19 protein-coding genes are annotated in these 17625 nt (G+C 74.6%); 9 read left to right on the forward strand and 10 right to left on the reverse strand.

The window, feature by feature from the left end; genetic code table 11:
- The first annotated feature begins 3 nt into the window (after positions 1–3).
- Positions 4–885: a MurR/RpiR family transcriptional regulator gene (locus HTZ77_RS40950; protein ID WP_175595172.1), complete on the forward strand. Its 882-nt coding sequence runs from the start codon at positions 4–6 to the stop codon at positions 883–885.
- A 40-nt stretch (positions 886–925) separates the two neighbouring features.
- Positions 926–1756, forward strand: a complete 831-nt coding sequence (locus HTZ77_RS40955) for an undecaprenyl-diphosphate phosphatase (protein ID WP_175595173.1) — start codon at positions 926–928, stop codon at positions 1754–1756.
- Positions 1757–1761: 5 nt separating this feature from the next.
- Here HTZ77_RS40955 and HTZ77_RS40960 read toward each other — a convergent pair whose 3' ends face one another.
- Together HTZ77_RS40960 and HTZ77_RS40965 are read right to left on the reverse strand one after the other, a co-directional pair.
- A complete protein-coding gene (locus HTZ77_RS40960) occupies positions 1762–2139 on the reverse strand; it encodes a hypothetical protein (RefSeq protein ID WP_175595174.1) in 378 nt (125 codons plus the stop codon).
- Positions 2111–3274, reverse strand: coding sequence for an MFS transporter (locus HTZ77_RS40965; protein ID WP_175595175.1), 1164 nt, complete (start codon positions 3272–3274; stop codon positions 2111–2113). The genes HTZ77_RS40960 and HTZ77_RS40965 overlap by 29 nt, the downstream gene beginning before the upstream one ends.
- A 91-nt stretch (positions 3275–3365) precedes the next feature.
- On the opposite strand from HTZ77_RS40965, the gene HTZ77_RS40970 reads away from it, so the two are divergent.
- From HTZ77_RS40970 to HTZ77_RS40980, 3 genes are read left to right on the forward strand one after another with little or no spacing between them, the layout of a single operon-like run.
- Positions 3366–3785: an ArsR/SmtB family transcription factor gene (locus HTZ77_RS40970; RefSeq protein WP_175595176.1), complete on the forward strand. Its 420-nt coding sequence runs from the start codon at positions 3366–3368 to the stop codon at positions 3783–3785.
- Positions 3775–6246 (forward strand): ATP-dependent helicase HrpB, encoded by a 2472-nt coding sequence (gene hrpB, locus HTZ77_RS40975; protein ID WP_175595177.1) that lies wholly within the window; start codon positions 3775–3777, stop codon positions 6244–6246. The genes HTZ77_RS40970 and hrpB overlap by 11 nt, the downstream gene beginning before the upstream one ends.
- A 6-nt stretch (positions 6247–6252) precedes the next feature.
- A complete protein-coding gene (locus tag HTZ77_RS40980) occupies positions 6253–7020 on the forward strand; it encodes a hypothetical protein (RefSeq protein ID WP_205304579.1) in 768 nt (255 codons plus the stop codon).
- A 111-nt stretch (positions 7021–7131) separates the two neighbouring features.
- Here HTZ77_RS40980 and HTZ77_RS40985 read toward each other — a convergent pair whose 3' ends face one another.
- The gene (locus tag HTZ77_RS40985) at positions 7132–8394 is read right to left on the reverse strand and encodes a threonine synthase (RefSeq protein WP_175595178.1); all 1263 of its coding nucleotides are present in this window, start codon (positions 8392–8394) and stop codon (positions 7132–7134) included.
- Positions 8395–8462: 68 nt separating this feature from the next.
- On the opposite strand from HTZ77_RS40985, the gene HTZ77_RS40990 reads away from it, so the two are divergent.
- Positions 8463–9923, forward strand: coding sequence for an amidase (locus HTZ77_RS40990; RefSeq protein WP_175595179.1), 1461 nt, complete (start codon positions 8463–8465; stop codon positions 9921–9923).
- 38 nt (positions 9924–9961) lie between these two features.
- Here HTZ77_RS40990 and HTZ77_RS40995 read toward each other — a convergent pair whose 3' ends face one another.
- The 3 genes from HTZ77_RS40995 to HTZ77_RS41005 form a co-directional block, all read right to left on the reverse strand.
- Positions 9962–10801 (reverse strand): hypothetical protein, encoded by an 840-nt coding sequence (locus HTZ77_RS40995; protein WP_175595180.1) that lies wholly within the window; start codon positions 10799–10801, stop codon positions 9962–9964.
- The gene (locus tag HTZ77_RS41000; protein ID WP_175595181.1) at positions 10798–11334 is read right to left on the reverse strand and encodes an RNA polymerase sigma factor; all 537 of its coding nucleotides are present in this window, start codon (positions 11332–11334) and stop codon (positions 10798–10800) included. The genes HTZ77_RS40995 and HTZ77_RS41000 overlap by 4 nt, the downstream gene beginning before the upstream one ends.
- A gap of 75 nt (positions 11335–11409) precedes the next feature.
- A complete protein-coding gene (locus HTZ77_RS41005; RefSeq protein WP_175595182.1) occupies positions 11410–12462 on the reverse strand; it encodes a YihY/virulence factor BrkB family protein in 1053 nt (350 codons plus the stop codon).
- A gap of 31 nt (positions 12463–12493) precedes the next feature.
- Between HTZ77_RS41005 and HTZ77_RS41010 the strand changes: the two genes are divergently transcribed.
- Complete coding sequence (locus HTZ77_RS41010) at positions 12494–12694, forward strand: alpha/beta hydrolase (protein ID WP_175595183.1); 201 nt, start codon at positions 12494–12496, stop codon at positions 12692–12694.
- Between the two features lie 88 nt (positions 12695–12782).
- Complete coding sequence (locus HTZ77_RS41015) at positions 12783–13844, forward strand: hypothetical protein (protein WP_205304580.1); 1062 nt, start codon at positions 12783–12785, stop codon at positions 13842–13844.
- A 131-nt stretch (positions 13845–13975) separates the two neighbouring features.
- On the opposite strand, the gene HTZ77_RS41020 is transcribed toward HTZ77_RS41015, so the two are convergent.
- Positions 13976–14872: a LysR family transcriptional regulator gene (locus HTZ77_RS41020; RefSeq protein WP_175595184.1), complete on the reverse strand. Its 897-nt coding sequence runs from the start codon at positions 14870–14872 to the stop codon at positions 13976–13978.
- Positions 14873–14943: 71 nt separating this feature from the next.
- On the opposite strand from HTZ77_RS41020, the gene HTZ77_RS41025 reads away from it, so the two are divergent.
- Entirely contained in the window at positions 14944–16284 is a 1341-nt protein-coding gene (locus tag HTZ77_RS41025) for an FAD-binding oxidoreductase (protein ID WP_235995906.1), read from the forward strand.
- Positions 16285–16457: 173 nt separating this feature from the next.
- Here HTZ77_RS41025 and HTZ77_RS41030 read toward each other — a convergent pair whose 3' ends face one another.
- From HTZ77_RS41030 to HTZ77_RS41040, 3 genes are all read right to left on the reverse strand, one after another.
- Positions 16458–17309, reverse strand: a complete 852-nt coding sequence (locus tag HTZ77_RS41030) for an aldehyde dehydrogenase family protein (protein ID WP_175595186.1) — start codon at positions 17307–17309, stop codon at positions 16458–16460.
- A complete protein-coding gene (locus tag HTZ77_RS41035) occupies positions 17302–17499 on the reverse strand; it encodes a hypothetical protein (protein ID WP_175595187.1) in 198 nt (65 codons plus the stop codon). The genes HTZ77_RS41030 and HTZ77_RS41035 overlap by 8 nt, the downstream gene beginning before the upstream one ends.
- The coding region (locus tag HTZ77_RS41040; RefSeq protein ID WP_175593271.1) for an aldehyde dehydrogenase family protein at positions 17489–17625 on the reverse strand (137 nt) is incomplete at its 5' end. The genes HTZ77_RS41035 and HTZ77_RS41040, both read right to left, overlap by 11 nt.

Below are 17625 nucleotides of genomic sequence, written 5' to 3' on the forward strand. Positions count from 1 at the left end.
GTAATGGATAATTCACAGAGTCCTATCGAGCAGCTCAGGGCGTCGATCAGGCACCTGTGGGAGGAGCTGTCACCGGCGGAGCGCGCCGTGTGCCAGTTCCTGGCCTCGGCCTCGCCCGACCAGATCCTGTTCTCCAGCGCCCAGGAGCTCGGCGCGGCCACCGGCACGAGCAACGCCACGGTGGTGCGCACCATGCAGCGCCTCGGCTTCGGCGGCCTGCCGGGGCTCAAGCGCGCGCTCGCGGCCGAGTTCACCTCCACGGTGGCCCCCGACGTGCGCCTGCGCGCCCGCATCAGCCACGTCGGCCACGACCTGTCCGAGATCTGGGAGCGGGTCTTCGACGAGGCGCGCGAGCGGATCGACCACTGCCGCCGCCTGTGGGACTCCGAGTCGTTCCGGCGCGCGGTCGAGGTGATGGCCAACGCGAGCGCGATCCTCGTCTACGGCACCGGGGCGTCCGACCCCTCCGCCCGCCACCTCGCGCTCAAGCTCGGCCGGCGGGGTCACCGCGCCCGCGCCACCTCCGCCACCGGGTTCGCGCTGGCCGACGACCTGCTGTCGCTGCGGCACGGCGAGGCGGTGGTGATCTTCCAGCCGGGCCGCAAGCTGCGTGAGCTGACCGTGCTGGTCGACCGGGCGCGCGCGGTCGGCGCGGGCGTCGTGCTCGTCTCCGACGAGCTGGGCGGCACGTTCGCCGGCAAGGTCGACGCCGTCCTGGCCGCACCCCACACGCCGACCGGCATCACCGCCGAGCCCCTGACCGGCATCATCGTGGCCGACGCGCTGCTGCTGGCCCTCGACGCGCTCGACGAGACCCGCTCGGTCGAACACTCCCACCAGCTCACCGCCCTACGCGAGCAACTGCTCGGCCCCCGCATCCGCTAGCCTCACACCGTCACTCTCGCGGCTTCGGAAAGGTGCTCCGGTGATCGGCTGGTTCGAAGCGGTGGTGCTCGGCCTCCTCCAGGGGCTGACCGAGTTCCTGCCCATCTCCTCCAGCGCCCACATCCGGGTGGTGTCGGCGTTCTTCGGCTGGCAGGACCCGGGTGCCGCCTTCACGGCGGTGATCCAGCTCGGCACGGAGGCCGCCGTGCTGATCTACTTCCGGCACGAGATCTGGGAGATCGTCTCCATCTGGACGCGATCCCTGTTCAAGCCGGCGCTGCGCTCCCACCACGCGGCCCGCATGGGCTGGTACGTCATCGTGGGCAGCCTGCCCATCGGCGTGCTCGGCGTGCTGTTCAAGGACCAGATCGAGACGGTCTTCCGCGACCTTCGCATCGTGGGCACCACGCTGGTGGTCTTCGCCCTCATCCTGTGGTGGGCCGACCACACCGCCCGCAACAAGCTCACCCTGCAGAAGCACCTCAGCTTCCCGCACGCCATCGTGTACGGCTTCGCCCAGGCTCTCGCGCTCATCCCGGGCGTCTCCCGCTCCGGCGGCACCATCACCGCGGGCCTCCTGCTCGACTACCGTCGCGAGGACGCCGCGAAGTACTCCTTCCTGCTCGCCATCCCGGCCGTGCTGTCGTCGGGCCTGCTGGAGCTGCGCGAGATCGGTGAGGGCCAGGCGCCGGCCTGGGGGCCGACGATCCTGGCCACGCTCATCTCGTTCGTCGTCGGTTACGCGGCGGTGGCGTGGTTCCTGCGGTACATCAGCAAGCACCGCTTCACCGGCTTCGTCGTCTACCGCATCGCGCTCGGCCTGTTCGTGATCCTCGCGGTCACGCTGGACTGGATCCCCGCCCAGGGCTGAGGCCGCTAGGCGCTCAGGGTGCGCGGATAGCGGCTGGCCAGGGCGAAGACGACGGCGAACAGGGCCCAGGCCGCGACGTACGCGATCGGATGGGCCCAGGAGTCGCCGATGAGGTCGCCCAGCGCCTCGCGGCCCTCGAAGTAGAGGGTCAGACCGAGCACGGCTCCCGGCAGCGCGCCCCACCAGCGCTGCCACCACACCTCGTGGACCACCACCTCGAACACGACCAGCGCGATCGGCCCGAGCATCAGTAATTTCAGACCGGGCGGCTCGTTGAGCAGGCTGGTGACGGCCATGACGGCCACGGCCGAGGCCACGGTCAGGAGGACGACGGCGCCGAAGGGGGCGGGCTCGTCACGCGGGTCGATCTGCTGTTCGGACACCCGCCCATTCTGGAGCATCCTTGGCGGGCCGATACGTCGCCAGCGTGAACAGCGCCCCCACCAGACCGATCGCGGTCGCCAGGATCTCGACGCCCGCCCGGCCGTACCAGCCGAGGGCGATCCCGCCCGTGACACCCGCCACGAACAACCCGAAGTACTGCGCGGAGGCGAGCAGGCCGAGGCCGATCGACACGTTGCCGGGCACGGCGCCGACCGTGCGGTACTGCTGCGCGGGGGCGATCATCCAGCCGAGCGCGCCCCACAGGAACGCCCAGACCAGCGCGACGGGCAGGGCGAGGTTGGCGACGGGGATGAGCGCGAGCGCCACGGTGGAGGCGGCCAGGCCGATCAGCACCATGCGACGCGGCCCGTACGCGTCGGTCAGCCGCCCGCCGAGCTGGTTGCCCACGACGCCGCCCACGCCCCACGCCCAGAGCACGGCGGGCAGCGGCAGGTCGAACAGCGAGCCGATGTACACGTACGCGGTGAACCCGCCGGCGAAGAAGAGGAGCTGGGTGACCAGCACCGCGAGCATCCGCCGGTCGGCCAGCGGCGCGAGCCGCTCGGCGAGCCGGCCCGAGGTGGGCACCTCCACATGCGGCACCACGGCCGCCACGCCCGCGAACCCGACGACGCCGAGCCCCACGACCAGCCACATCGTGGCCCGCCAGCCCGCGGCGCCGCCCAGCCAGGTGCCGAGCGGCACGCCGATCGCCGTGGCGACGCTCAGCCCGCCCATCACCAGCGCGAGGGCCCGGCCCCGGCGCTCGGGCGAGCTCAGCGCCGTCGCCACGCCGGACGCCGTGGGCGTGAACATCGCCGCCCCGGCCGCGGCCACCACGCGCGTCGCCATGACCAGCGGGTACGTGGGCGCGAGGGCGGTCAGGGCGTTGCCGGCGACCATGACGGCCAGCGCGACGAGCAGGAGCCTGCGGCGCGACATGCGGGCCGTGGCGGCGGCAAGCAGGGGCGACAGGATGGCGTAGGCCAGGGCGAACACGGTCATGAGCTGCCCGGCGGCCGAGGGCGAGACAGCGAGGTCACGGGAGATCGGCGGCAGCAGCCCGGCGGTCACGAACATGCCGGTGCCGACGGCGAAGTTGCCCAGCGCCAAGGGGTAGAGCCGGGTGGTCACATCATCCTCCGTACGCGTCAGTTGGACGAGCATCAAACTGTCGCATAGTTTGATAATTGTCAAAGGATTAAACGGAGATAGGGTCTGAAGCATGCGCCTGCTACCGCATCCGGCGACGGAGACCATCCAGCTCACCGAGGTTCTCCGCGCGCTGGCCGACCCGGTGCGCATGGAGATCGTCCTCCGGCTCGCCGTGCAGAAGGAGCAGACCTGCTCGAACGTGGGCGAGGAGCTCGGCGTGCACAAGTCCACGGCCTCGCACCACTACCGCACGTTGCGCGAGGCCGGAGTGGTGATGACCCGGCAGGTCGGGCGGCTGAAGTTCATGCGCCTGCGCCGCGAGGACCTCGACGCCCGCTTCCCCGGCCTCCTCGACGCCGTCCTCGCCGCCGCGCACGCCGACGACGCCGCCCCCGCGACCGCGCACGGCGAGGACACCGTCCCCGTGACCGCGCACGCCGACGAGCCCGTCCGCGCCATACCGGAGGGCGTCCCCGCGCATGGCGGCTGAGCTGCCCGTACGTCACGCGCTGCCCGAGCTGCTGGGCGCGCTCGACGCGCACGGCACGGCGGTGCTGACCGCGCCGCCGGGCAGCGGCAAGACCACCGTCGTCCCCCTCGCCCTGGCCGACGCCGGGCTGCGCGTGCTGGTGGCCGAGCCGCGGCGGCTGGCCGTCCGCGCGGCGGCCCGCCGCATGGGGGTGAGCTACGCGATCCGCGGCGAGCGGCACACCGGCGCCGACCCGAGGGTCGAGGTCGTCACCACCGGCCTGCTCCTCCAGCGCCTCCAGCACGACCCCGAGCTGCCCGGCGCCGACGTCGTCGTGCTGGACGAGTGCCATGAGCGTCACCTGGACGCCGACACCGCGCTCGCCTTCCTCCTCGACGTACGCGAGACGCTCCGCCCCGACCTGCGCCTGCTGGCCACCTCCGCCACGGCCGACGCCGCGCCGTGGTCGCGCCTGCTCGGCGGCGCGCCGGTCGTGGCGGCGTCCGGCACGCCCCACCCGGTGGAGACCGTGTGGGCTCCGCCGGCCCGCCCGCTCCCGCCGCCCCACGGGATGCGCGTCGATCCGGCGCTGCTCGCCCACGTGGCCCAGGTCGTACGGCGGGCCCTGGCCGAACGCGACGGCGACGTGCTCTGCTTCCTCCCCGGCACGGCCGAGATCGCCCGGGTCGCGGGCCAGTTGCGGGACGTCACGGACGACGTGGAGGTCCTGCAGGTGCACGGGCAGGCTCCGGCCCGCGTGCAGGACGCCGTCCTGTCGCCGGGGACCCGGCGCCGGGTGGTGCTGGCCACGTCGGTCGCCGAGTCGAGCCTGACCGTGCCGGGCGTCCGGGTGGTCGTGGACTCCGGCCTGGCCCGCGAGCCGCGCACCGACCACGCCCGCGGCCTCGGCTCGCTCACGACCGTCCGCGTCTCCAAGGCCGGCGCCGTGCAGCGCGCCGGACGGGCGGGCCGTGAGGCTCCCGGCACCGTGTACCGCTGCTGGACCGAGGCCGAGCACGAGCGGCTGGCCGAGCATCCGAGGCCCGAGATCGCGCTCGCCGACCTGACGGGGTTCGCCCTGCAGGCGGCCTGCTGGGGCGTGCCGGACCCGGCGGCGCTGGCGCTGCTCGACCCGCCGCCCGCCGCCGCCATGACCGCCGCCACGGCGACCCTGACCGACCTCGGCGCCCTGGACGGGGGCCGGGTGACCGCCCGGGGGCGGCGGATGGCCCGGCTGGGCCTGCACCCCCGGCTGGCGCGGGCGCTCATCGACGCCGGTCCGCGCGCGGCCGAGGTGGTCGCCCTGCTGTCGGAGCAGCTTCCGCGCGACGCGGGCGACGACCTCGTGGAGGTCTGGCGGTCGGCCCGGCGCGGCGGCGACGCCTTCGCCTCCCGCTGGCGCCAGGAGGTCAGGCGCCTGTCGAGATCGCTCGCGCCCGGCAGCGGCGGCGCTTCCGGAAGCGGCGGCGCCCCCCGGAGCGGTGGCGGGGCCGGAAGCGGTGGCGGTGACGGCTTGGCTGATGACGCGTTCGCGGGGCTGGTGGTCGCCCTGGCGTTCCCCGAGCGGGTGGCCAGGCGGCGTGGCGGCGGCTATCTGATGGCCTCCGGCACGGCCGCCGCGCTCGGCGAGGGCTCGAAGCTGGCCGGCGCACCGTGGCTGGCGGTGGCGGTGGCCGACCGTCCCACCGGCTCGGCGTCGGCGCGGGTACGGCAGGCCGTGGAGATCGACGAGGCGACCGCGCGGCTCGCCCATCCCGTCACGACCGAGGAGGAGGCCGCCTGGCGCGTGCCCCCGGGGGAGCGGCGCGGCGACGTCTCCGCGCGGGTCGTCGAACGGCTGGGCGCGATCGAGCTGTCGTCCGCGCCGCTGCCCGACGCCGACGTGCGCGCGGCCCTGCTGCACGGCCTGCGCACCGAGGACGTCCTGACCTGGTCGAAGGAGGCGCTGGCGGTACGCGCCCGGCTGGCGTTCTGCCACCGCGCCGTGGGTGAACCGTGGCCGGACGTGGGCGGCGCCGGACCCGGCATGGACGCCCTGACGGATCTGGCCGACCGGTGGCTGGAGCCCGAGCTGTCCAGGGCCCGCCGCCGCGCCGACCTGGAACGGATCGACGTGGCCACGGCCCTGCTCCGCCTGGTCCCGTGGAGCGAACGGCTGGACGCGGTCGCGCCGGAGCGCGTCCAGGTGCCCAGCGGCTCACGCGTCCGGATCGACTACGGGGAGGAGCGGCCGGTGCTCGCCGTGAAGCTCCAGGAGCTGTTCGGCTGGGACAGCGCGCCGTCCGTCGCGGGGGTGCCCTTGCTCGTTCACCTGCTGTCCCCGGCCGGGCGTCCGGTGGCGGTGACGGCCGACCTGGCGTCGTTCTGGCGCGACGGCTACCGCGCGGTACGGGCGGAGCTGCGCGGCCGCTATCCCCGGCACCCCTGGCCGGAGGACCCGCTGACCGCGCCCCCCACGAGCCGCACGAACAGGAGAACGTGACCCCACATGCGCGCCGACCAGCCGCACTCACAAGAGACCTCGGCACGCCCGCGCGCCGACCGCCCCGCCCCGCAGGGCCCGGCACGCGCGGGCGCCGCCGCCGTGGTGCTCGAAGCGGCACGGGACAACGCCGCGTGGTGTGACGCGATGTGCCGCGCGCACGGTCTGCCCGGCCGCTTCACCGCCCAAGCCTGGACCAACCCGCGCCGCACCCCGCCCTACTACCCCGACGCCGTCACCCTCTCCCCCGCCGCCACCGAGGCCGACGTGCTCGGCGGCATCGACGCGAGCCTGGGCGCCTCGGTCAAGGACAGCTTCGCCGCCCTGGACCTGGCCCCGCACGGCTTCCACGTGCTGTTCGAGGCGCGCTGGCTGCACCGGCCCGCCGCACCGGCCCCCGATCCCGCCGGGGACGTCGCCTGGGGGCGGGTGCGCTCCGCGTCCGAGCTGCGGGAGTGGGAGCGGGCCTGCTTCGGCGGCGAGGCGGACGGGCTCTTCCCGCCGTCGCTGCTGGAGGAGGTCGCCATCCTGTACGGCCGGCGCGACGGCGCGCTCGTGTGCGGCGGCGTGCTGACCCTGACGGGCGAGGCGGTGGGCGTCTCCAACGTCTTCGCGACCGGCTGCGACGACGACACGGCGTGGGCCGGGACGGTAGCCGAGGCGGCGCGGCTGTTCCCGGGCCGCGCCCTGGTGGGCTACGAGATCGACACCGCCCCGGCCGAGCGCCACGGCTTCACCCCGACCGGTCCCCTCAGGATCTGGCTCCGAAGCTGACGCCGGCGAGCGAGCCGCGGGATCCAGGCGCGAGGAAGCGGGCCGCCGGGGCGCCGAGCCGCCGGGGTCGGGAGGTCGAGCCGCCGGGGTCCGGGGTGCCGGAGTCCCGCGTCAGGCGTCCGTCGCGCGGAGCAGGTCGTCCAGGCTCACGTCCACGTCCACGTCCTCCAGCAGGCGGACACGCTCCCGCCCCGTCTCCAGGTCCTTGAACCCGCTGGACGTGCCCACACACACCACCGGCCCGTCGAACTCCCGCCCCAGCCTCCGGTAGCCCGCCAGACCGGCGGCCCCCGACAGCTCCTGCCACAGTCCCTGCCGGGCCAGCAGCTCCTGGGCCGCGCGCAGCTCGTCGTCGGTGACGGGCACCGCCTCTCCCCCGCTGTCGCGGACCGCGCGCACGCCCCGGTGTCCGCCGACCGTGCAGGCGATGCCGTACGCGCCGGTGGGCCCGAGCTCGACGATCGCCGCGGGCGTACCCGTCGCGAGGGCCCGCGCGTGCGGCGCCCCCACGGCCGGCTCGCAGGCGTACATGGGCGGCGCCGTCTCCGCGACCCCGAGCCGGCGCAGCTCCGCGAACCCCTTCCACACCCCGTACAGCATCTCCGCGTAGCCCGTCGGCGTGAACACCGCCGCCGGGACCCGCCCGAGCTGCGCGAACAGCTCGTACGCGATGGTCTTGTACCCCTCGGCGCCGAACGGGTGACCGGTGTGCGTCACGGTGAGGTTGCTGACCGGGTGGTAGCCGAACCGGTCCACGATCCGGCGCATCAGCGGCCAGCGGTCCTCGGCCGGCATGGTCAGGACCTTGATCCGGCGCATCAGCGGCCAGCGGTCCTCGGCCGGCATGGTCAGGACCTTCGCCCCGTACGCGCGGACGAACGACTGCACGGCGGGCGGCGCCTCGGCCGAGGCGAGCACGATCGCGGGGAGCCCGGCGCGGGCCGCGTAGGCGGCGGCGGAGGCGCCGTGGTTGCCCGAGGAGGCGACGACCACGCCGGGCGCGCCCGCGCCCACGGCCGCGCTGACCGTGACCCGGTTGAGGCGGTCCTTGTGCGACCAGGTGGGATTGCGCGACTCGTCCTTGAGATACACGCCGGGCAGCCCGTCGAGCTCCAGCAGCGGCGTGCCGCCCTCGCCGAGCGTCGGCGCGTGCAGCGGCGGCAGCAGCGGCGCCCAGCGGGCGAGGTCGGGCCCGGGAGCCTGCGCGAACAGCGCCGTGTCCACGTCCTCGTAGGCGTAGTCCACCTCGACCGGGTAGGCGATCTCGGCCGTGCTGGTCTCGGGACAGCCCCGCAGTTGCGGCGGCCAGAGCGGGAACGTGACGGACGGGTCGCCCAACGAGCGCTGGCCGGTGGCGAGGGAGGCTCCGTTCATTACGCCGAGACTAATAACCCCGGAATGGGGCCTCGCCACCGGAGTCCGGACGTTGCACACTTCTAGGCATGTCGTGGGCCGGAAGATCCGCTGTCGAGATCGCCTCCGCCGTGCGCCGCGGCGAGGTGAGCGCCGAGGCGGTCGTCGAGGAGCATCTCGGCGTGATCGCCCGGCGCGACCCGCAGGTGGGCGCGTTCCGGCTGGTCAGAAAGCGGGCCGTGGAGGAGGCGCGGGCGCTGGGCGAGCGCCGCGACCTCGCCGACCTGCCGCTGGCCGGGGTGCCGGTGGCGGTCAAGGACAACCTGGAGGTGGCGGGCGAGGCCATGCGGGCCGGCTCCGCCGCGACGGGCGTGACACCCGAGCCGCGCGACCACGAGACCGTCGCCCGGCTGCGCGCGGCGGGCGCGGTGGTGGTCGGCCTGACGAACCTGCCCGAGCTGGGCCTCGTGGGCTTCGGCGACAGCGTCCACGGCATCGTGCGCAACCCGTGGAACCTCTCCCGTACGGCCGGCGGCTCCTCCTCGGGCAGCGCCGCGGCCGTGGCGGCGGGCATGGTGCCGATCGCCCTGGGCAACGACGGCATGGGCTCGCTGCGGATCCCGGCGGCGGCCTGCGGGGTGTTCGCCGTGAAGCCGGGCGCGGGGCTGGTGCCGCCGCCCGGCGACGACTGGGACGGGCTGAGCGAGAACGGTCCCCTGGCCGCGCACGTCCCCGATCTGGCGCTGGCCCTGTCGGTGCTGGCGGCCGATCCCGCGCTGGCCGAGTCGTGGCGCGGGGGCAGGCGGCGGGAGCCGGCGCCCCGGATGCTGCGCTCGGTGTGGGCGGGCGAGGACGAGGTGTGGGACGCGCCTGCGCCGCCGGCCGAGGAGGAGCCGTTCGACCTGCGGATCGCGTACGCGCCGCAGCCGCTGCCGGCGGGGTTGCCGATGGACCGGGAGTTCCGGGCGGCGGTGCGCGGGGCGGCCGAGACGTTGCGGGTGGCCGGGCACACGGTCGTGGAGCGCGAGCGCCGGCTGCCGTTCTGGCTCGGGCCGTCCACCGTGGCCGCGTGGCTGTCGCGCGCCGCCGAGGCCGTCGACGCGCTCTCCCGCCCCGCGGCGAGGTCCGCGCAGGGGCTCGACCGCAGGAGCCGGGCCCTCGCGCGCGGCGGGCGGGTGCTGCGGTCGCTGAGCCTGGACGGGGCACGCGGGCGGGCACGTTGGCAGGCGTACGCGGCCGACCAGTGGTTCGGCGACGCGGACGTGCTGATCACGCCGGTCCTGGCCACCGTGCCGCCCGCGGCCGGCGGCTGGCGCGAGCGCGGGTTCGCGCGCAGCGCGCTGGCCAACATCAGGTTCGCCCCGGCGACCGGGCCGTGGAACATGTGCGGCTGGCCCGCCCTGGCCGTGCCGATCGCGACGCATTCCAGCGGCCTGCCGATCGGGGTGCAGCTCGTCGCGCCACCGGGCGGCGAGCCGCTGCTGCTCGGCCTGGCCGCGCAGCTCGAAGCCGCCCACCCGCTGGTCCGCCCGCCCGGCATGTCCGCGTGAGGCGGCCCCGTCCGCCCGGCATGCCCGCGTGACGGAGGTCACCCCTTGGGGCAGCCGGCCGTCTTCTTCCTCACCAGCTCGGCGGCCTCGGGGCTGAGCCGCACCTGATCCGGCTGCGCCCAGACGAGCACCTGCCCCGGGGCCGTCGGCACGGCGTCCTCGACGAACCAGCTCCCCGGCACCTGGGGGGCGCGCTCCGACTTCTTCCCCACCCTGAACTCCTCGATCGAGCCGCCCCGCTCGGCGAGCGCGGCCCGCACCTCGTCCACGGTCATGCCCCGGAACGGGACGCAGTGCAGCAGCTCGCCGGTGGCGTCGGCGTCACCTGCCGACTCGTACCGCTCGCCGGGCCGGGCCGCGCGGGCGAAGGAGATGGTCGCGCTGCCCGTGAAGTCCGCGGGGATGCGGAGCGCCACCGCGCACCTGCCGCCCGGGGACTCGCACTCCACCGACTCCTCCTCGATGCGGGCCTCCTCGGAGTACTCGCCGCCCGTGACCTGGCCGACCGTGCTCGGCGAGCCCGGGGCGATCGTCAGGTGGATGTCGAACCCGCGCGCCCTGAACTCGGACTCGAAGCGCTCGGGCGCGGCGTAGAGGTCCTTGACCGTGACGATCCAGTCGTCACCTGAGCGCGTGAACGCCAGCGCGGCGGGCGCCGTGATGCCGCTCGGCGCCTCGGCAGGCAGGAAGGCGGCGCCCAGGACGACCGCCGTCGCCAGTGCCGCGGCGATGGGGACCAGCACGGGCCAGCGCGGCCTGCGACGCGCCGTCACCGGCGTCGCGACGATCTCGTGGAACAGCTCCCGTGCGCCCTGCCCCTGCTCGGGCGCGTGGGGCGCGGGATCGACGGCGGCCACCATCCGGTCGATCTTGCTCACAGGCTCTCTCCCCTCAGTTCCGCGGTCGCCCGGTCTTCCTCCGTCATCCCCAGCGCCCTGGCCAGCCGCCCGCGCGCACGGTGCAGCCTGATGCGGGCCGCCGTCGCCGTGCAGCCGAGCACCTTGCCGATCTCCGGGCCGGTCAGGCCCTCCCAGCAGGCCAGCGCGAGCACCTCGCGGTCACGGGCGGGCAGGCCGGCGAACGCCTCTCCCACGTGGTCCAGCCCGTCGGGCCGGGACGGCCGGGCGGCGGACAACTCGTCCTTGAGACGTTCCGCCAGCCCCGCCCTGCGGGCGCGGCCACGCCGCTGGTTGGCCAGGACGCGCCGGGCCACGCCGTACAACCACAGCCGGGCGGCCGCCCCCTCGGGCACGTCGGCGATGCGCCGCCATGCGGTGAGGAACGTCTCGGAGATCACGTCCGCCGTGTCGTCGGGCGCGTCCGTCCGGCGGGCGGCGTACTGGTGGACGGCCGGGTAGTGCGCGTCGTAGATCGCCTCGAAGCGGTCTCGCGCTCCCGGTGGATGGGTCACGGATCATTCTCCTCGTGCCGAAGTGCCGGACATCTCTATCGGTGTCCGGCACCCTCGCCGAGTGTTTCGTCCGGACTACGAGGTCCGGCCGGGCCGCTTCCTGCCCAGCACGGCGACCACGCGGCGGACGGCCGTGATCACGGCGGAGCCGACCGCCCCGACCAGCGGCTCACGTTCCTCCTCCGCCGTGGGTCCCGTGTCGGGGTGCGCGGGCGGGATGCAGCCGGCCCGGCAGGCTTCGAGCTGCGCCGCGAACGCGACCCCCAGGAAGAGCGCGATCGAGCTGAGGAACGACCACAGCAACAGCGCCATCACCGCCGTCAGCGGGCCGTACGTGGCGCCGAAGGTGCTGTTGTTGGCCGTGTAGAGGGCCAGGGCCAGCGTGAACAGGGTCCACAGGACCAGCGCCACCAGCGCGCCGAAGGCGAGCCAGCTGTGTCCGGGCTGCCTGCGCCGCGGCGAGGCCCTGAACAGGGTGACCGTGGACACCAGCGCGAGCAGGAAGCCGAGCGGCCACCGGACGAGCGCGAACGCCTGCCGCGTCCCGCCTCCCCAGCCGAAGACCTCGGTCATCGCCTCGCCGATGGCCCCGCCGCCGACCATGACCGTGAACCCCGTGATCATGGTGACCCCGGCGACCAGCGCGAGCACGGCCGCCCGGGCGTACTTGCGATGGAAGGGCCGGTCGCGCTCGACGCCGTAGATCCGGTTGGCGCCCCGCTCGAACTGCGCCATCGCCGTGGTCAGCGCCACCATCGTGGTCGCCAGGCCGAGCCACAGGGCGAGCGCGTCGCGGACGTGATGGCCGCTGCCCAGGGCCTGCGTGACCGCCGCGCCGTCGCCCGGGGCCAGGCGGCGCAGGGTGAGTTCGAGCACCTGGCCGAGCTCCTCCTGGTGGGTGACGGAGCTGAGGCCGACCAGCGCGATGGCGCCGGGGAGGATGGCCAGGCAGATCTGGAAGGCGAGCGCACGCGAGTGGCTCATGCCGTCGCCGTACCTGAACCGGACCAGCGAGTCGCGCGTGAGATGCCACCCGCCGTACTTGCGCAGGGTCGCCCACGCGTCGTCGGCGGACAGCTCGTCGCCCTTCATGGTGCGCGTCTGGGGGACGGACACGGTAGATCCCACGGCGAAGACGGTATACCCCTTTTCTGGTGGAATGCGCAGTAAGCCCCTGTTCTGGGCGCGCAGCCTGTCGTCCCGCATCCACGGCTCCGGGCTGCTGGTGAACGACGAGAACGGCGGCGACGGGCACAGCGCGTACCTCAGAGCGGCCTGCGCCACTGCCCGCATCGACGACTACCTGACGTCGGGAACGCTTCCCCCGGCCGGGACCGTCTGCCGGGCCGGAGTGTACTAGTGCAATTCGCATTGCACTAGTACACCTAATCGCGCTCGATCTGCGCCTTCGACGCCTGATAGGAGAGCTGTCTGGATACGATGTACGCATGACATTAGATACGCCGTACGCACCCCTCTCCTTCGCCGACGTGCGATCGTGGCACCGACCGTTGATGGTCATGGTGGCGGCGATGTCCGCTCTCACCGTCTTCTCGCTCATCGGCATCGTCGTGGACGATCGCGAGCTCCTGCAGCAGTCGGTCTGGGAGAAGCCGTTCAAGTTCGGGGCGTCGTTCGTCACCTACGCCACGACGCTCGCGTGGCTGTTGCCGCAGCTTCGCAAGGCGAGACGGACGATGTGGATCCTCGGAACGGTCTTCGCCGTCACCGGGCTGATCGACGTCGGCTTCATCGTCGTACAGGCCTTCCGCGGCACCTACAGCCACTTCAACATCAACACCGACACGTTCAACCAGGTCGGCCAGTTGATCTTCGAGACGGGCGTGGTCGGGCTGTTCGGGGCGAGCCTGCTGATCGCCGTCATGCTGCTGTTCCAGAGGATCGGCGGCACGGCGCTCACCTGGGCCCTGCGGGCCGGGATCGGGATCTCCGTCATCGGCATGGCGCTCGCGTCCTTCATCCGCGGGTGGGCGTCCACCGGGCCTCGAACGGTGCCGGACGCCTACGGGAACCCGGTCTCGCTCCTGGGGCAGCACGGGGTCGGAGCGCCGGACGGCCACGGCATGCCGATCACGAACTGGAGCGCCGTGGGAGGCGACCTGCGCGTTCCGCACTTCGTGAGCCTGCACTCCATCCAGGTGTTCGTGCTCACGGTGCTGGTTCTCACCGCTCTGGCGGCCCGGGTCGGCTGGCTGCGCGGCGAACGCGTGCGTGCCCGGCTGACCGGGGTCGTCATCCTGGGCTACACCGGGCTGTTCGCCGTCACGGCGTGGCAGGCGATGCGCGGCCAGTCGCTGATCCACCCCGACGCGGCCACGTGGACGGCGCTCGCATTGACGGTCGTCGTGACCGCGTCGTTGGCGGTCCTGACGATCCGGGCGGCCCGCCGCGACGATGTGGCACCCGCCGGCGACGGGTACTCGCCCGGCACGCCGGCGGCTCGCGGGCCGGTCGGGTCCTTGAGCCGGAACGACGCCGCCGCCCATTGACGCGACAGGCCGCCGTCCCGCAGCGTCCCCGCAGCCGCAGCCGCAGTCCAGATCGGACGGCGTCCCCGCAGCCGCGGCCCGGATCGAGCAGCGTCCCCCTCAGTCGCGGCCCGGATCGAGCAGCGTCCCCCTCAGTCGCGGTCCAGGTCGGGCAGCGTCCTCCTGGCGTGCGCGATGAGCGCCCGGGCCGCCGGGCCGACCTCGCCCTCCGACCGCCACGCGATCGCCATCCGCCCGCGCAGCCGAGGCCCCGTGAGCTCCATGACGTGCAGCAGGCCCTCGGCCGCGCTCACCGCCGACTCCGGCAGCACGGCCACGCCGAGGCCGCGGGCGGCGAGCCGGGCCAGCACCAGCGGCTCGCTGGCCTCCAGCGCGACCCGGGGCCGGAACCCCGCCGCCGCGCACCCCTCCTCCAGGGCCGCCCGCAGCCCGGTTCCCGGCGGCAGGCAGAGCAGCGCCCGCCCCTCCAGGTCGGCCAGCTCGATCCCGGGCCGCCCCGCCAGCTCGTGATCGCGGCTCACGGCCGCGACGAGCGGCTGGCTCACCACGATCTGCGCGTCGAGTCCGGGCGGCACGCCGGGCCCGAGCCCGAACAGCCCGAGGTCCATCCGTCCGGACCGCACCTCCTGGACCACGGTCTCCGGATCGGCCTCCTTGAGGGTGATCTCGACGGCCGGGTGGGCGTCGTGGAAGTCGGCCAGCAGCCCCGGCACGTCGAGGACGCCGGGCAGGGAGACGGCGCCCATCACCACGTGCCCGCGCAGCAGCCCGGTCAGCTCGTCCACCACCTGCCGGGCGCCGGCCACGGCCCTGAGCGCGGCCCGCGCGTAGGGCAGCACGGCCTCGCCCGCCGCGGTCAGCCGCACGGCGCGCGCCGACCGGTCGAACAGCGGCTGGCCCAGCTCCCGTTCGAGCTGGCGGATCTGCGCGCTGACCCCGGGCTGGGCGACGTGCAGCGAGGCGGCGGCCCTGGTGAAGCTCGCCTCCTCGGCGACGGCCACGAAGTACGCGAGCTGACGAAGTTCCATAACCGGCGATTATAGACATCAGCATGACTATCTCTTGGACTTATCAATCGAGGTCCAGCAGCATGAGGGACATGGACATCACGGAGATGAAGGGCCCGATGCTGCGGCCCGGCGACGCGCGCTACGACGACGAGCGGACCGGATTCCAGGCGCTCACCGCGCACCGGCCGGACGTCGTGGCCGGCGTGGTGGACGCGGACGACGTTCGGCTCGCCGTGGCGTACGCGGTGGCGGAGGGCCTGCCCGTGGCGGTACAGGCCACCGGGCACGGGATGCCGGTGGCGGCCGAGGGCGGGCTGCTCGTCAGCACGCGCCGGATGACGGGCGTGCGGGTGGACCCGGACACGGCGACGGCCCGCGTCGAGGCGGGGGTGCGCTGGTCGGCCGTGATCGACCAGGCGGCGCGGCACGGCCTGGCCCCGCTGTCCGGCTCGGCGCCCTCGGTGGGCGCGGTGTCGTACTCGCTGGGCGGCGGCGTCGGGCTGCTCGCGCGCCGCCACGGCTACGCCGCCGACGAGGTGCGCGCCGTCGAGGTGGTGACCGCCGACGCCGAGGCGCGGCGCGTGACGCCGGAGAGCGACCCCGGCCTGTTCTGGGCGCTGGTGGGCGGGCGCGGCAACTTCGGCGTGGTGACGGCCCTGGAGATCGGCCTCGTGCCGGTGGCGAGCCTGTACGGCGGGGCGCTGTTCTTCGACGCGGACCGCGTGGACGGCGTGCTGCCCGCCTGGCGGGAGTGGACGGACGCGGTGCCCGAGGAGATGACCTCGTCGGTCGCGCTCATCCCGTTCCCCGACGCGCCGCAGGTGCCCGAGGCGCTGCGCGGGCGCCGCGTGGCCCACGTGCGCATCGCGTACGCGGGTCCGGCGGAGGAGGGCGAGCCGCTGGTGGCGCGGCTGCGCGCGCTCGGCCCCGCGCTGAAGGACACCGTGCGGGTCATGCCGTACACCGAGTCGGGCTCGATCCACGACGACCCGGCCGGGCCCCTGGCGTTCTACGCGACCCACTCGCTGCTGGGCGACCTGCCGCCGCAGGCGGCCGGCGCGCTGGAGGAGGCCGCGGCGGGCCACGTGCTGGAGGTGCGCCACCTCGGCGGGGCGCTGTCGCGGCCCGGCCCGGCGGCCAACGCGGTCGGCAACCGCGACGCCGCCTTCCACGCCGGGCTGCTGTCGCGGCTGGCCCCGGGCGCCGACCCCGCTCCCGTGCGTCCCGTCCACGAACGGGTGCGCGCGGCCCTGTCCCCGTGGTCCACCGGGGGCCGCGCGCTCACCTTCCTGTACGGCGAGCACGCGAACCCCGAGGAGGTGCGCAGGGCCTACGCCCCGGACGTCTACCGCCGCCTGGCCGCGCTCAAGGCGGAGTGGGACCCGGGCAACGTCTTCCGCCTCAACCACAACATCCCCCCGGCCCGGTGACGGAAGCCGGACGGTACGGAGGCCGGACGGTACGGAGGCCGGGCGGCCGACGAGTGCCGGCCCGGCGACGGAAGCCGGTCCGCCGACAAGTCCCAGGCCACCCGGCGAGTGCCCGGCCGCCGACGAGGGCCCGGCCGCCCCCCAAGGGGCCGGCCGGGCGACGGCGGGACCGGTCAGACGCCCAGCGGGTGCCAGACGGTCTTGGTCTCCAGGAAGCGGGTCATGCGGGTCAGCCCCGGGTCGGCGGCCCAGTCGGCCGGCTCCGGCACGGGCCGCAGGACCCGCTTGAGGTTGCCCGCCGCCTCCTGCTCGCAGCGCAGCGCCAGGTCGGCGTCCCTCACCCCGGTCAGGTCCAGCGCGTTGACGTCCATGTGGGCCGCCAGCCAGGGAGCCAGCTCCGCCTGCCGCCCGGTGAGGATGTTGATCACCCCGCCTGGCAGGTCGGAGGTCGCCAGCACCTCCGCGAACGTGATCGCCGCCAGCGGCGACGGCTCGGAGGCGACCACGACGCACGTGTTGCCCGTGACGATGACGGGCGCCACGACCGACACCAGCCCCAGCAGCGGGTCGGCGGGCGCGACGACCGCGACCACCCCGGTCGGCTCCGGCGACGACAGGTTGAAGTACGGCCCCGCCACCGGATTGGCCGTGCCGCGCACGGCCGCGATCTTGTCGGACCAGCCCGCGTACCAGACCAGCCGGTCCACGGCGGCGTCCACCGAGGCGAGCGCCTCGGCCCGGCCGAGCCCCAGCTCACCGGCGAGCTGCGCGCGGCGGCCCTCCAGCATCTCGGCGACCCGGTAGAGGATCTGCCCCCGGTTGTAGGCCGTCGCCCCGGACCAGCCGGGGAACGCCTTGCGCGCGGCCACCACGGCGTCGCGGGCGTCCTTGCGGGAGGCGCGGGCGGCGTTGGCCAGGAAGTCGCCGTCGGGCGAGGTCACGGCGTAGGACCTCCCACTCTCGGAGCGGGGGAAGGCCCCGCCGATGAACAGCTTGTAGGTCTTGCGCACGGCCAACCTACTCATCGCCGCGTCCCCTCCACGTGATCTCCTGCGACATCTCGACCGGCACGAAAACCTGGCCGCACCGGCTCACGCCGCAGCGGTGGGCGTACCAGCCGGTGCGTACGGGCCGTCCGGCGCGGGCGTAGGCGTGGTCCCGGGTGGCCTGGGCACGGCGCGCCCGGCGGCGGGCGCGACGGTGGTCACACGTCAAGGTATGCCTCCAGCCCGTGAAGGCCGCCTTCGCGGCCGTAGCCGGACTCCTTGTAACCGCCGAACGGCGAGGCCGGGTCGAACTTGTTGAACGTGTTGGCCCACACCACGCCGGCCCGCAGCCGCT

Source organism: Nonomuraea montanisoli (assembly GCF_013363975.1).
GTDB classification, from domain to species: Bacteria; Actinomycetota; Actinomycetes; order Streptosporangiales; family Streptosporangiaceae; genus Nonomuraea; species Nonomuraea montanisoli.

Bases quoted from the DNA above. Each gene is read 5' to 3' on its own strand.
- HTZ77_RS40950 (WP_175595172.1), top strand. From the start codon at position 4: ATGGATAATTCACAGAGTCCTATCGAGCAGCTCAGGGCGTCGATCAGG.
- HTZ77_RS40970 (WP_175595176.1), top strand. From the start codon at position 3,366: ATGCGCCTGCTACCGCATCCGGCGACGGAGACCATCCAGCTCACCGAG.
- hrpB (WP_175595177.1), top strand. From the start codon at position 3,775: ATGGCGGCTGAGCTGCCCGTACGTCACGCGCTGCCCGAGCTGCTGGGC.
- HTZ77_RS40980 (WP_205304579.1), top strand. From the start codon at position 6,253: ATGCGCGCCGACCAGCCGCACTCACAAGAGACCTCGGCACGCCCGCGC.
- HTZ77_RS40985 (WP_175595178.1), bottom strand. From the start codon at position 8,394: ATGAACGGAGCCTCCCTCGCCACCGGCCAGCGCTCGTTGGGCGACCCG.
- HTZ77_RS40990 (WP_175595179.1), top strand. From the start codon at position 8,463: ATGTCGTGGGCCGGAAGATCCGCTGTCGAGATCGCCTCCGCCGTGCGC.
- HTZ77_RS41010 (WP_175595183.1), top strand. From the start codon at position 12,494: ATGCGCAGTAAGCCCCTGTTCTGGGCGCGCAGCCTGTCGTCCCGCATC.
- HTZ77_RS41015 (WP_205304580.1), top strand. From the start codon at position 12,783: ATGACATTAGATACGCCGTACGCACCCCTCTCCTTCGCCGACGTGCGA.
- HTZ77_RS41020 (WP_175595184.1), bottom strand. From the start codon at position 14,872: ATGGAACTTCGTCAGCTCGCGTACTTCGTGGCCGTCGCCGAGGAGGCG.
- HTZ77_RS41025 (WP_235995906.1), top strand. From the start codon at position 14,944: ATGGACATCACGGAGATGAAGGGCCCGATGCTGCGGCCCGGCGACGCG.
- HTZ77_RS41030 (WP_175595186.1), bottom strand. From the start codon at position 17,309: ATGAGTAGGTTGGCCGTGCGCAAGACCTACAAGCTGTTCATCGGCGGG.